Below are 13,773 nucleotides of genomic sequence, written 5' to 3' on the forward strand. Positions count from 1 at the left end.
TTTATATACTATACGCTCGATTTACGCCCTCACCGCTTACCGGGAGACCGTGATGCTGCGTCTGGCTGTTGCCGCTTCCGCCCTATGCCTTGTCCTGCTGCCCAGCCTGGGCCAGGCACAAACCGCCAGTCATGCCCTATCCCTGGTCGGGGCGCCGAAATACGGCGCCGACTTCAAGCAGCTTGATTATGTGAATCCGGCGGCGCCGAAGGGCGGCGAGATCAAGCTGGTCGGCCTTGGCGGTTTCGACAACCTCAATCCCTTCATCCCGAAGGGCGACGAAGCGCCGGGCCTCGGCCTGATCTATCAGACCCTGATGACTTCGCCGATGGATGACGTGTCGGCGGAATACGGCCTGATCGCCGAAAGCGTGGAAGTGCCCGACGACCTGAAATGGGTCGGCTTCCGCCTGCGTGCCGAAGCCAAATGGGCCGATGGCAGTGCCATCACCGCCGAGGATGTCGCCTACACCTTCGCCCAGATCAAGGAGAAGGGCGAACCGGCGACGCAGTATTACTATGCCAATGTCAGCCGCGCCGAAGTATTGGGACCGCGCCAGATCAAATTCCATTTCGATGGCCCGCCGAACCGCGAGCTGCCGCAGATCATGGGCCAGTTGCCGGTGATCCAGAAAACACAATGGCAGAAGCGCGACTTCGACAAGGTGACGCTGGAACCCTGGACCGGCTCAGGCCCCTACCGCATCAAGGAATTCGAGGCGAACCGCTTCATCGTCTATGAGCGCAATCCCAACTGGTGGGCCAAGGATCTGCCGATCAACAAGGGCCGCTACAATTTCGACCGTATCCGCTACGACATCTACCGCGACAACACGGTGACGCTGGAAGCCTTCAAGTCCGGGCAATACGACTACCGCCCGGAAAACATCGCCCGTGTGTGGGCCACCGGCTATGACTTCCCGGCGCGGCAGAACGGCCTGGTGAAGATGGAGAAGATCAAGCATGAGCGGCCCGGCGGCCTTTCCGGCTTCGTGTTCAACCTGCGGCGCGACAAGTTCGCCGATCCGAAGCTGCGCGAGGCGCTGACCTACACCTTCGATTTTGAATGGGCGAACAAGAATTTCTTCTTCGGCGAATACAGCCGGGCGCAGAGCTTCTTCCAGAATTCGGATTTCGCCGCGCGCGGCGAGCCTTCCGCCGCCGAACTGAAATTGCTGGAGCCGCTGCGGGCGCAATTGCCGGCGCGCGTCTTCGGCCCGGCCTACCAGCCGCCGGTGAGTGACGGCAGCGGCACCGACCGCAATACGCTGCGCCGCGCCCGCGAATTGCTGACCGAGGCCGGCTACAGCGTGAAAGACGGCAAGCTGGTAGACAAGGCCGGCAAGCCGCTGGAGATCGAGATGCTGCTGGTCGATCCGGCCTTCGAGCGCATCGCCGCCGCCTGGGGCAAGAGCCTGGAACGCGTCGGCATCAAGCTGACCCTGCGCGTGGTCGATTCCTCGCAATATACCAACCGGCTGCGCGCCTTTGATTTCGATGTGATTTCCGGCGGCTGGGGCCAGTCGGACTCACCCGGCAACGAACAGCGCAGCTTCTGGAGCACGGCAGCCGCCGACAATCCCTCCAACCGCAACTATGCCGGCATCAAGAATCCGGCCATCGACAAGCTGGTGGATGCGGTGATCTACGCCAAGGACCGCGACGAGCTGATCGCCGCCACCCGCGCGCTGGACCGCGCGCTCACCTGGGGGTTCTACCTGGTGCATGGCTGGACCTTCGGCTATGACCGCATCGCCTACTGGGACAAGTTCGGCCACCCGGAGAAGACGCCGAAATACGGTAACGACTTCATGGCCTGGTGGGTGGATGCCGCCAAGGAAACCAAGCTGCGCGAGGCACGGCGGTAATCCCAAACCGTCATGCTCCGCGCAGGCGGAGCATCCACGACTTAGTTTTTTAAAGAACTCGTGGATACCCCGCCTTCGCGGGGTATGACGATTCTCAGAGGTCAGTACCCCACCTTCAGATCCACCACGCGTAGCAGCGGCCTGCCTTCGCGGCAGCGGCGGATGTTCTCGACGATCTGCGGCACCACCAGGGCCGGGATGCTGTCGGCCGCGTTATGCGGGGTCACCGTCACCTTCGGATGGGTCCAGAACGGATGCTCCTCCGGCAGCGGCTCCTCGGCGAACACGTCCAGCGTGGCGCCGGAGAGATAATCATTGTCCAGTGCATGCAGCAGGTCGGCTTCGACCACATGGCCGCCGCGCCCGGCATTGATGATATAAGCGCCGCGCGGCAGCAGTGACATGGTGCGGCGGCTGATGATGCCGGTGGTTTGCGGTGTCAGCGGCAGCAGGCAGACCAGCACGTTGCAATGGCGCAGGAAGCCTTCGAGCTGATCCTCGCCATGGAAGCTGGCGACGCCCTCAATGGCCTTCAGACGGCGACTCCAGCCAACCACCTGGAAGCCGAAATCGGTCAGCCGCTTGGCCGCCACGGCGCCCAGCGCACCCATGCCCATGATGCCAATGGTGCGTTCAGAGGCATCGACCGGCGGCAGCCATTTCCAGGTCTTGTTGCGCTGATTGAACTGCATCGCCTGCACCTGGCGATGGAAGCGCAGCACATGCAGCACCACATATTCGGCCATGCCATTGGCAAGGCCGGCATCGACCACACGGGCCAGCGGCACCTGGCGCGGATATTTCGCATCGGCCAGGATGCCATCGACGCCGGCACCGAAGCTGTGCACGAATTTCAGGTTCGGGAAACCGGCGAGGAAGCCCACGGGCGGCTTCCACACCAGGGCCATGTCGATATCCGCCGGATCGCCGATATTCGGATAGACGCGGATATCGAGATCGGGCAGTTGGGCACCCAGCGTCTCGGCCCATTCATCGGCATCGTGGATCGGGGTGTAGATCAGGAGCGCCATGTCAGACTCTTGCAAATATCAGCTACGCACCGCGTGCTCATGGGTCACGGCCAGATCGAAGGCAGCGGCGATCAAAGCGCGGGTATAGTCGGTCTGCGGCGCGGAGAACAGCTTCGCCGCCGCCCCTTCCTCCACCACGCGGCCATCCTTCATCACCAGCACGCGATCGGCCAGCGCGCGCACCACGCGCAGGTCATGGCTGATGAACAGATAGGCCAGGCTGTGCTTTTCCTGCAGGTCGCGCAGCAGATCGACAATCTGCGCCTGCACGCTCATATCCAGCGCCGAGGTCGGCTCGTCCAGCACCACGAAGCGAGGCTCCAGCACCATGGCGCGGGCAATCGCGATACGCTGGCGCTGGCCGCCGGAGAATTCATGCGGATAGCGGTCCATGCTGGCGGGATCGAGGCCGACTTCGCGCAAGGCGGCAGCCACGCGGTCGCGCCGTTCGGATTCCGAGCCGCCCAGGCCATGTACGCGCAGCCCCTCCTCGATGATCTGGAACACCGAGAGGCGCGGGCTAAGGCTGGAAAACGGGTCCTGGAACACCACCTGCATTTCGCGCCGCAGGGGCCGCATGTCGGCCCAGGTAAGACCTTGCAGGTTACGCCCGGCATAGGCGATGCGGCCCTCGGCGCGTTGCAGCCGCAGCAAGGCATAGCCAAGCGTGGATTTGCCCGAGCCGCTTTCGCCCACCACGCCGAGCGTTTCGCCGGCACGGATCGCGATGCTGATGCCATCAACGGCCTTCACATGCCCTATGGTGCGGCGGAAAAGACCAGCCTTGATCGGGAACCAGACCTTCACGGCCTCGGCTTCCAGCACTACCGGCGCATCGGCAAGAGCCACCGCCGGCTTGCCCTTCGGCTCGGCGGCAAGCAGCTTACGGGTATAGGCATGAGCCGGCGCCGCAAAAACATCAGCGACCTTGCCGGCTTCGACGATCTCGCCCTGGGTCATGACACCGACCTGATCGGCGAATTTACGCACGATGGTGAGGTCATGGGTGATCAGCAGGATCGCCATGCCAAGGCGGCGCTGCAATTCCTTCAGCAACTTCAGGATCTGCGCCTGCACCGTCACGTCCAAAGCCGTGGTCGGCTCGTCGGCGATCAGGATGTCAGGTTCGTTGGCCAGTGCCATAGCGATCATGACGCGCTGACGCTGGCCGCCGGAAAGCTGATGCGGATAGGCATCCAGCCGCTTCTCGGCCTGCGGCAAGGCGACCAGCGTCAACAATTCCAGGGTACGGGCGCGCGCCGCCTGGGGGCTGAGGCGCTTATGCAGGAACAGCACCTCGTTGACCTGCTGCTCGATGGTGTGCAGCGGGTTCAGCGAGGTCATCGGCTCCTGGAACACCATGGCGATGCGGTTGCCGCGTACGGTCTGCAACACGTCCTCGCCGGCACCAACCAGTTCCTGGCCTCGGAATTTGATCGAGGACCCCGGCGGATGGCTGGCCGTCGGATAAGGCAGCAATTGCAGCACGCTCAGTGCCGTGATCGATTTGCCCGAGCCGCTTTCGCCGACCAGGGCCAGGGTTTCGCCACGCCTCAGGGTGAAGCCGGCATTGCGCAACGCCGATAGCTTGCGTCCGCCAACCTCGAAATCGACACCCAGGTTCCTGACTTCCAGCAGAAGCTCGCTCATTTGAAAATCTTCTGCGGATCGAAGGCATCGCGCACCGCTTCGCCGATGAAGATCAACAGGCTGAGCATCACGGCGAGCACCGCGAAGGCGGTGATGCCGAGCCACGGCGCCTGGATATTGGTCTTGCCCTGGCTGAGCAATTCGCCGAGCGAGGGCGAGCCAGGCGGCAGGCCGAAGCCGAGGAAATCCAGCGCCGTCAGCGTGGTGATCGAGCCGTTGAGGATGAAGGGCAGCATGGTCAGCGTCGCCACCATGGCATTGGGCAGCAGGTGGCGGAACATGATCTCGGTATCGCGCACGCCGAGCGCGCGGGCGGCCCGGACATAATCGAAATTACGCGCGCGCAGGAATTCGGCCCGCACCACGCCGACCAGCGCCATCCAGGAGAACAGCAGCATGATGCCAAGCAGCCACCAGAAATTCGGCTGCACCACGGAAGCCAGGATGATCAGCAGGTAGAGTGTCGGCAGGCCGGACCAGATTTCGATGAAGCGCTGGAACAGCAGATCGGTAAGGCCACCGAAATAGCCCTGCACCGCGCCGGCCATCACGCCGATAATCGAGGAAGCAATGGTGAGGATGAGACCGAACAGCACCGAGATGCGGAAGCCGTAGATCAGGCGCGCCACCACGTCGCGGCCCTGATCGTCGGTGCCGAGCCAGTTGTCGCGGCTCGGCGGCGCCGGCGCCGGCACCGGCAGATCGAGGTTGATCGTGGCATAGGAATAGCGGACCGGCGGCCACAGCATCCAGCCGCTCTTTTCCTTGATCAGATCAGCAACGAAGGGATCGCGGTATTTCGTCTCGGTCTCGAAATCACCGCCGAAAGTGGTTTCCGGATAGCTGACAAAAACCGGCGTGTAGAAATGCCCGTCATAGCGCACCAGCAATGGCCGGTCATTGGCGATCAGTTCTGCAAACAGGCTGAACAGGAACAGCGCCAGGAAGATCCACAGCGACCAGTAGCCGCGCCGGTTGTTGGTGAAATTGCGCCAACGGCGCTGGTTGATGGGGGAAAGCTGCATCAGGCGTCGCGGCTCTCGAAATCGATGCGTGGATCGATCCAGACATACATCAGGTCCGAGATCAGGCCGACGATCAGGCCCAGTAGCGTAAAGATGAACAGCGAGCCGAACATGATCGGATAATCCCGTTTCAATGCCGCCTCGAAGCCGAGCAGGCCCAAGCCATCCAGCGAGAAGATCACCTCGATCAGCATGCTGGACGTGAACAGGATGCCGATGAAGGCGGCCGGGAAGCCGGCAATCACGATCAGCATGGCATTGCGGAAGACATGGCCATAGAGCACGCGGCGCTCCGGCAGGCCCTTGGCCCGCGCCGTCTGCACATACTGCTTGTTGATTTCTTCCAGGAAGGAGTTCTTGGTCAGCATGGTGAGGCTGGCGAAACCGCCGACCACCATGGCGGTGACCGGCAGCACCAGATGCCAGAAATAATCCAATACCTTGGCCCAGAGACTGAGCTGCGACCAATTATCGGAGGTGAGGCCGCGCAGTGGGAACCACTGCACGAAGCTGCCACCGGCGAACAGCACCACCAGCAGCACGGCAAACAGGAAGCCAGGGATGGCATAACCGACCACGATGATACCGGAAGTCCAGACATCGAAGCGGCTGCCATCTTTCACCGCCTTGCGGATGCCGAGCGGGATCGAGATGAAATAAACCAGCAGGGTAGTCCATAGCCCGAGCGAGATAGAGACCGGCAGCTTCTCGACGATCAACTGCGTCACCGGCCGGGAACGGAAATAGCTCTCGCCAAAATCCAGCCGCACGAAATTCTTCAGCATCAGGAAAAAGCGTTCATGCGCCGGCTTATCAAAGCCGAATTGCTGCTCGATGCGCTTGATGAAGGCCGGATCGAGGCCCTGGGCGCCGCGGTATTTCGAGACATCACCGCCACCGCCGACAATACCGGGCGGCGGTGCGCCGCCACCGGCCATTTCGCCGCCTCCCGCCGAGCCGGAAATCCGCGAGGTGGCATCCACTGCCGTGCCGGTGACCTGGGCGATAACCTGCTCCACCGGCCCGCCCGGCGCGAACTGCACCACCACGAAATTGATCACCATGATGCCGAACAGGGTCGGCAGGATCAGGGCAAGGCGGCGGGCGATATAGGCGAGCATCGTTCACCGTCGGTGGTGCGCATGGCCCAAGGATACCGGCGATGCCCTAGCGCCGCAAGCCGATGGCCTTGTCCTTGGCCTCGTCGATCCACCAGGTTTCCAGCAGGCCGAGGTCGTAGGCCGGCTTCTTGGCCGGGCGGCCGAAGCGGTCCCAGTAGCCGAGCTTGTAGGTGCCGCTATACCAGTTGGGGATGACGTAGAAACCCCACATCAGGGCGCGGTCCAGCGCCTTGGCCGCAGTCACCGATTCCTCACGGCTTTTGGCCGCCACGATCCGCTCGATCAGGGCATCGATGGCCGGATTCTTGATACCGGAGAAATTGAAGCTACCGGTGACATCGGCGGCCCTGCTGCCCCAGTAATTGCGCTGCTCCACGCCGGGCGTCATGGGCTGGGTGAAACGGCGCAGGATCACGTCATAGTCGAATGACCGCATGCGGTTCTCATAGGCGGTCAGGTCGATCACGCGCACCTGCGACTGCACGCCGATACGCTGCAGGCTGGCGGCAAACGGCCCGATCACGCGCTGGAAACTCGGCTCGTAGAGCAGGAATTCAATGGTCAGCGGCTCGGTGGCGCCCTTGGCATAGGCCTTGCCATCGCGGATATCATAGCCGGCTTCGCGCAGCAGGGCTTGCGCCTTGCGCAGATTGTCGCGATTGGCGCCGGAGCCGTCGCTCACCGGCGGCTGATATTCAGTGGTGAAAACACGCGGCGGCAATTGCGCCTTGTAGGGGTCGAGCAGGGCCAATTCATCGGCCCCCGGCAGGCCGGTGGCGGCCATCTGCGAATTCTCGAACATCGAGCGGTTGCGCTTATACAGGCTGTAGAACAGCGTCTTGTTCATCCACTCGTAATCGAAGGCATAGTTCAGCGCCTCGCGCACGCGCGGATCGGCGAGATGCGGCCGCCGCGCGTTGAGGAAGAAAGCCTGCACACCGGAGGGCGTTTCATCGGGCAGTACTTCGCGCTTGATGCGGCCCTGCTGCACCGCCGGCTTGGGGTCGTAACTGGTGGCCCAGACCCGCGCCGTCACCTCGATGCGGTAATCGTATTCGCCGGCGAAGAGGGCCTCCGCCGCGATATCGCGGTCGCGGTAATAGTCGTCGCGCACGGCGTCGAAGTTATACAGGCCGCGATTACTGGGCAGATCCTTGGCCCACCAATCGGCCACGCGACGGAAAGTAAGGCTGCGGCCGGCATCGACGCGGTCTACGCGATACGGCCCACTGGCCAGCGGCGGCTCGATGGTGGCACGGGCGAATTCGCGGCCCTGGAACCATTTCTTCGCCATGATCGGAATACCGGCGACGATCAGCGGCAGGTCGCGGCGGCTTTCGCTCGGCTTGAAGCGGAACAGCACGCGGCGCGAATTTTCCGCCGTCACGCTCTCCATGTCATGCAGGATGAGCTGGTATTGCGGATGGCCGTCCTTCAGCACCGCCTCGAAGGTGAACACCACATCCTCGGCAGTGATCGGGCTGCCATCATGCCAGCGCGCCTTGGGATTGATATTGAACGCCGCCCAGGCGCGGTCGGGGGCCAGTTCCACGCTCTCGGCGATCTGGCCGTAAAGCGCATCTGGTTCATCCGCCGCCCGGCTCATCAGGCTTTGATAGACCAGGCCCAAGGTCTGCGCCGTCACACCCTTGAGAATGAGCGGGTTGAGATTGTCATAGGTCTCAAGCTGCCACTGGCGCAATTCGCCACCCTTTGGCGCTTGCGGATTCACATACTCGAAATGGCTGAAATTGGCCGGATATTTCAGGTCGCCGAAGGCGGAGAGGCCATGCTTCGGCAGCACAGGGTTTGGCTGTGCAGTGGCGGCGGAAGCAATGATGCCGGCAGCAAGGCCGGCGAGCAGGCAGGAGATTCGCATTACCCTATCGTAGCGCGGGGATGGGCGGTTTTATACACATTTAACAGCGCCTCGGCGTCCACATCGGTGTAGCGCTGGGTGGTCGAAAGCGAGGCATGGCCAAGCAATTCCTGAATCGTGCGCAGGTCGCCGCCGCCGCCCAGCAGATGGGTGGCGAAGGAATGGCGCAAGGCATGCGGCGTGGCGGTTTCCGGCAGCATCAGGGCGCGGCGGGCATCGCGCATCGCCTTCTGCACGATGGCCGGATCGAGCCGCTTGCCGCGCGCACCGTAAAAAAGCGGCGCCCCGGCATCCTGAGGATAGGGGCAAAGCTGGAGATAGGCTTCGATGGCCTCGCGCACGATGGGCAGGATCGGCACCACGCGCTGCTTGTTGCCCTTGCCGGTGACGGTGAGGCTGTTGCCGCGCGGCCGGTCGGCGCCGTTCAGCCCCAGCGCCTCGCCGATACGCAGGCCGGCGCCATAGAGCAGCAGCAACAGCGCCGCATCACGCGCCTGCAGCCAGGGCTGGTCGCGGCTGGCTTCTGCCATGTCGATCACATCGCGGGCCGCCGCCTGGCTCAGCGGCTTCGGCAGGGCCTGTTTCAGTTTCGGCGTGCGGATCAATGAGGCCGCTGCCGGCACGGCATGGCCTTCACGTTGCAAGCGGCGGAAAAAGCCCCGGATGCTGCTCAATTGCCGTGCGATCGAGGTCGATTCCAGGCCATCCATGCGACTGCGATTAAGATAGGCGCGGAAATCGGCGGTGCGCAGGTCGGCCAGATCCTTGAGCGTAGCGGGTTCGCCAAGATGCTCGGACAGGAACAGGAAGAACCGCGCCAGATCCTGGCCATAGCCGCGCAAAGTGTGGCGCGAATAGCGCCTTTCCTTGGCCAGCCAGTCATACCAGCGGGCAGCAGCCCGCTGGGCATCCTCGGCGGCCAGGATGAAAAACGGAGGCGGCGTATCGCCTAGAGGCGCCGCAGCTTCAGCCATGTGCGGATCGTGCGTTCGAGCACGCGGGCAACGAAATCCAGCAGCTCCGTGCCCTGGGCAGGCTGGAACTTGCCGGCTTCGCGTGAGCCCAGCGCCAGCAATACCTGCGGCATATTGGGTCCGATATGCAGCCGCGCCAGGGCATCGGACTGCACCAGCTCGGCGGCCGGGCCATAGAGTTTCGGCGCCACGCCACTCTGCTCGCGCAGCAGATGCGGCACACCGGCACCCAGCAGATCGTCGATGCTGCCGGGGGGCAGCACATAGACGCTGGAAGCCGACAGGCCAAGGGCACGGCGCGGATCGCCCTCGACACAGAGGCTGACCACATCGACATCCAGCAGATCGGTCCAGTCCTGGGTGGCGATATGCACCATATGCTCGAAGCTGGTGGCATCCAGCAGCAGCAGCACCGCTTCATGCACGCGCGCGGTGGCGGTCATGTTCTGGCGCCCGGCATCGATCAGCGCCACGCCCACCTGGTTGGCACGGGCAAGCTGGCCTTGCAGCCGCTGCACCATCACTCGCTGCAGGTCGGTGACATTGTCGCCGCTGGCATCGCGCAGCGGCGGCAGCAGAATGCCGCACAGTTCGGGATGATGGTTCAGGATATCCGGATGCTGCTTCAGCCAGGCAATGATGCGCGCCTCGTCCAGGTCCCCGGCGAGGTTCGCGGCAGCATCGCTCTGGCGTTCCGGTGCCGACATCACGCCTTGCCCAGGATACTCTGGCCGCTCTGCTTCCAATCAGCCAGGAAGGCATCCAGGCCCTTGTCGGTAAGCGGATGCTTGTAAAGCTGCTTCAGCACGTTCGGCGGCAGGGTGCAGACATCGGCGCCGATCTTGGCGGCATCGATCACATGCATCGGATGCCGCACGCTGGCCACCAGCACCTCGGTCTTGAAGTCGGTATAGTTGCGGTAGATCTGCACGATATCGGCGATCAGGCTCATGCCGTCCTGGCCGATATCGTCGAGCCGGCCGACGAAGGGCGAAATGAAGGTGGCGCCCGCCTTGGCGGCGAGGATCGCCTGCGCCGGCGAGAAGCACAGCGTGACATTGACCATGATGCCCTGGTCCGACAGCGCCTTGCAGGTACGCAGGCCATCCGGGGTAAGCGGTACCTTGATGCAGACATTGCCGGCGAGGCCAGCGAGCTTGCGCGCTTCTTCCATCATGGTGGCGAAATCGGTGGCGGTCACCTCGGCGGAAACCGGACCCGGCACCAGGCGACAGATATCCTTGATCGTGGTCAGGAAATCCTTACCGGTCTTGGCGACCAGGGTGGGGTTGGTGGTGACGCCATCAAGCAGGCCCGATTCGCTCAGGGCTGCGATTTCAGTCACGTCTGCCGTATCGACGAAGAATTTCATGGTCCTCTACACTCTTGTTGTTGGGCGGGTGTGCCGCCGCTGCGGGTGATGCTATAAGCCGTTGGTTAATAATATCCGATCAAAACCGTCCTGTCGCCACCATGGCCAGCCCGCCGATGCCCTCGCCCGCTCTTCTGCGCGTGCTGCTGCCGCTGCCGCTCGGCCAGCCCTTGAGTTACGCGCCACCGGCGAATCAGGAGGCGCCACAGCCCGGCATGCTGGTACGCGTGCCGCTGGGCAATCGCGAGAGTTTAGGCGTGGTGTGGGATGGCACCGCAGAGCCGCTGGCTGCCGGTAAAACCGTGAAAGCGATCCAGGCCGTATTCACGGAAATGCCACCGCTGGAGCCGGCGCTGCGCGGCTTTATCGACTGGATGGCCGAGTACACGCTTAATCCGCCCGGCGCCGTGCTGCGCATGTGCCTGCCGATGCCCGATGCGCTGATCGGCCCACCGCCGAGCCGCATTGTGCTGGATGCCGCCGAAAAGCTGCCCGAATTGCGCCTGAGCGCGGCGCGCCAGCGTGTGCTGGAAATCGCCCGCGAGCGCCCCGGCCTCTCTCAAGCTGACCTGGCCGAAGCCGCCGGCGTCACGCCTGGCGTGGTACGCGGCCTGGCCACGGCCGGCGCCCTGGTGCAGCGCGCGGTTTCGAGCGACCGCCGCCACACAGAGCCCTCAGGCGATGTGCCGGGACCGATGCTTTCGGACGGCCAGAAGGCGGCAGCCGCGCAATTAAGCCAGACGGTGGCGGCGCGCGAATACAGCGTGCTGCTGCTGGAAGGCGTGACCGGTGCGGGCAAGACCGAGGTGTATTTCGAGGCGGTGGCCGAGGCTTTGCGGCTCGGCCGCCAGAGCCTGGTGCTGATCCCGGAAATCGCCCTGACGCAGGCCTGGCTCGACCGTTTCGAGCGCCGCTTCTCCGGGATGGCCTGGGCCTGGCATTCCGAATTGAGCCCGGGCCGCCGTGCCGAGACGCTGCGTGCCATCGCCTCGGGCCGCGCCCGCGTGGTGGTGGGCGCCCGCTCGGCTTTGTTCCTGCCCTATGCCGATCTTGGCCTGGTGGTGGTGGATGAGGAACATGATGCCTCCTACAAGCAGGAGGAAGGCGCCATCTACAATGCCCGCGACATGGCCGTGGTGCGCGCCAAGCATCAGGGCATCCCGGTGATCCTGGCCTCGGCAACACCAAGCCTGGAAACCTTGCAGAATGTGAAGCGTGGCCGCTACCGCCATGTGCCGCTGCCCGAACGCCATGGCGGCGCCAGCCTGCCGGAAATCACTGCCATCGACATGCGCAAGCAGGGCATCTCGCGCCAGCGTTTCATCAGCCCGGCCTTGCAACTGGCGATGAGCGAGACCCTGGCCCAGGGCGAACAGGCGATGCTGTTCCTGAACCGGCGCGGCTATGCGCCGCTGACGCTGTGCGGCGCCTGCGGCCATCGCCTGCAATGCCCGAATTGCACCGCCTGGCTGGTGGAGCATCGTGGGCGCGGCCGCCTGCTCTGCCATCATTGCGGCTTCCAGGCACGCCAGCCTGAGGCCTGCCCCTCCTGCGGCGAGGCGGACCGCTTCAAGCCCTGCGGCCCCGGCGTCGAGCGCCTGGCCGAGGAAGCGGCGGAACTGTTCCCGGACGCCCGCGTGGTAGTGATGGCATCCGACACCATGACCACGCCGCGCCATATCGTGGAATTGCTGGAACGCGTGGCACGGCGCGAGGTGGACATCCTGATCGGCACCCAGATCGTCGCCAAGGGGCATCATTTCCCGCTGCTCACCCTGGTGGGCGTGATCGATGCCGACCTTGGCCTGGCCGGCGGCGATCCGCGCGCCGCCGAGCGCACCTGGCAATTGCTGACCCAGGTGGCCGGCCGCGCCGGCCGCGCCGAACGGCCCGGCCGCGTGCTGCTGCAAAGTTTCATGCCCGAGCATCCGGTACTGGCGGCGATGGCGCGCGGCGATACCCAGGGCTTCCTGGCCGCAGAACTGGATGAACGGCGGCGCGGCGGCATGCCGCCCTTCGGCCGGCTGGCGGCGCTGATCGTCAGCGGCCCCGATCAGGCCCGCGTCACCCAGGCCGGGCGGGACCTGGCGCGCCGGGCGCCACAGGGGCCGGAACTGCGCGTGCTGGGGCCGGCACCGGCGCCATTGAGCTTCCTGCGTGGCCGGCACCGCGAAAGACTGCTGCTGAAAGCCGAACGCGGCATCGACGTTCCGGCCTTGCTGCGCGTATGGCTATCCCAAGTGACGCTACCCTCGGGTGTAAAACTCAGTGTCGACGTCGATCCGTATAGCTTTTTGTAACCAACGATCTATACAACGGCAGCATGCTTAATATCCCCGCTTCCGCCCGCACCCTCGCCGCCCTGGCTGTTTCCATCCTGCTGCTCGCCGGCTGCAAGGAAGACAAGTCCGCGCCAATGCTGCGCCATACCGGCATCTCGGATTTCGAGCGCTTCATCAATAAGACCGGCAGCATGAAGGGCATGAAGACCTACCCGAAATCGCGCAACCAGATCGTTGCCGATAGCGGGCTCGGCGTGATCTACGAAGGCGCCCGCACCGAAGGTGAAGTGTTCCGCTTCACCGACCTGAAGATGGCGGAAGAAATGCTGCCCGCGCTGAAGGCCGTGCGCAAACGCCTGGGTGAGTCCGAGAATTGCGAACGTCGCGGCTATTTCATCGCCTGCGGCGAAGAGAAGTTCGTCGACGTCTTCCGCAAGTGGGAGTGACGGGCGCCCAACCGTCACCGTTAACCTGCAATTATCAAGAAAGTGCATCGTCATGGTCGGCGAAGGCCGACCATCCGTGAGATGCCCGGGTCAAGCCCGGGCATGACGCTTTTATAGGCTCGTCAT

11 protein-coding genes are annotated in these 13,773 nt (G+C 63.8%); 3 read left to right on the plus strand and 8 right to left on the minus strand.

Annotated features, from left to right (window positions below; all coding sequences use genetic code 11):
* Window positions 1–52 precede the first annotated feature (52 nt).
* Entirely contained in the window at window positions 53–1,867 is a 1,815-nt protein-coding gene (locus ACQY7X_RS01520; RefSeq protein ID WP_428248075.1) for an extracellular solute-binding protein, read from the plus strand.
* 101 nt (window positions 1,868–1,968) lie between these two features.
* Here the strand turns inward: ACQY7X_RS01520 and ACQY7X_RS01525 are convergent, their stop codons facing one another.
* Genes ACQY7X_RS01525 through fsa form a run of 8 tightly spaced genes read right to left on the minus strand, consistent with a single transcriptional unit; the run spans window position 1,969 to window position 10,919 of the window.
* The gene (locus ACQY7X_RS01525; RefSeq protein WP_428248076.1) at window positions 1,969–2,898 is read right to left on the minus strand and encodes a 2-hydroxyacid dehydrogenase; all 930 of its coding nucleotides are present in this window, start codon (window positions 2,896–2,898) and stop codon (window positions 1,969–1,971) included.
* Window positions 2,899–2,916: 18 nt separating this feature from the next.
* The gene (locus ACQY7X_RS01530; RefSeq protein ID WP_428248077.1) at window positions 2,917–4,548 is read right to left on the minus strand and encodes an ABC transporter ATP-binding protein; all 1,632 of its coding nucleotides are present in this window, start codon (window positions 4,546–4,548) and stop codon (window positions 2,917–2,919) included.
* Entirely contained in the window at window positions 4,545–5,573 is a 1,029-nt protein-coding gene (locus tag ACQY7X_RS01535; RefSeq protein WP_428248078.1) for an ABC transporter permease, read from the minus strand. The genes ACQY7X_RS01530 and ACQY7X_RS01535 overlap by 4 nt, the downstream gene beginning before the upstream one ends.
* Window positions 5,573–6,694 carry a microcin C ABC transporter permease YejB gene (locus ACQY7X_RS01540; protein ID WP_428248079.1) on the minus strand — a complete coding sequence of 374 codons (1,122 nt, stop codon included), beginning with the start codon at window positions 6,692–6,694 and terminating at the stop codon, window positions 5,573–5,575. Before ACQY7X_RS01540 ends, ACQY7X_RS01535 begins: the two co-directional genes overlap by 1 nt.
* A 46-nt stretch (window positions 6,695–6,740) precedes the next feature.
* The gene (locus ACQY7X_RS01545; RefSeq protein ID WP_428248080.1) at window positions 6,741–8,573 is read right to left on the minus strand and encodes an extracellular solute-binding protein; all 1,833 of its coding nucleotides are present in this window, start codon (window positions 8,571–8,573) and stop codon (window positions 6,741–6,743) included.
* The gene (locus ACQY7X_RS01550) at window positions 8,573–9,547 is read right to left on the minus strand and encodes a tyrosine recombinase XerC (RefSeq protein WP_428248081.1); all 975 of its coding nucleotides are present in this window, start codon (window positions 9,545–9,547) and stop codon (window positions 8,573–8,575) included. Before ACQY7X_RS01550 ends, ACQY7X_RS01545 begins: the two co-directional genes overlap by 1 nt.
* Window positions 9,523–10,254 carry a DUF484 family protein gene (locus tag ACQY7X_RS01555; protein WP_428248082.1) on the minus strand — a complete coding sequence of 244 codons (732 nt, stop codon included), beginning with the start codon at window positions 10,252–10,254 and terminating at the stop codon, window positions 9,523–9,525. Before ACQY7X_RS01555 ends, ACQY7X_RS01550 begins: the two co-directional genes overlap by 25 nt.
* Window positions 10,254–10,919: a fructose-6-phosphate aldolase gene (fsa, locus tag ACQY7X_RS01560; protein ID WP_428248083.1), complete on the minus strand. Its 666-nt coding sequence runs from the start codon at window positions 10,917–10,919 to the stop codon at window positions 10,254–10,256. The genes ACQY7X_RS01555 and fsa overlap by 1 nt, the downstream gene beginning before the upstream one ends.
* A gap of 101 nt (window positions 10,920–11,020) precedes the next feature.
* Between fsa and ACQY7X_RS01565 the strand changes: the two genes are divergently transcribed.
* Together ACQY7X_RS01565 and ACQY7X_RS01570 are read left to right on the plus strand one after the other, a co-directional pair.
* On the plus strand, window positions 11,021–13,219 hold the full coding sequence (locus ACQY7X_RS01565; protein WP_428248084.1) for a primosomal protein N': 2,199 nt from the start codon (window positions 11,021–11,023) through the stop codon (window positions 13,217–13,219).
* Between the two features lie 23 nt (window positions 13,220–13,242).
* Window positions 13,243–13,647 (plus strand): hypothetical protein, encoded by a 405-nt coding sequence (locus ACQY7X_RS01570; RefSeq protein WP_428248085.1) that lies wholly within the window; start codon window positions 13,243–13,245, stop codon window positions 13,645–13,647.
* Window positions 13,648–13,773: the final 126 nt, after the last annotated feature.

The sequence above is a fragment of the Ferrovibrio sp. genome (assembly GCF_965278975.1).
Classification (GTDB): Bacteria; Pseudomonadota; Alphaproteobacteria; order Ferrovibrionales; family Ferrovibrionaceae; genus Ferrovibrio.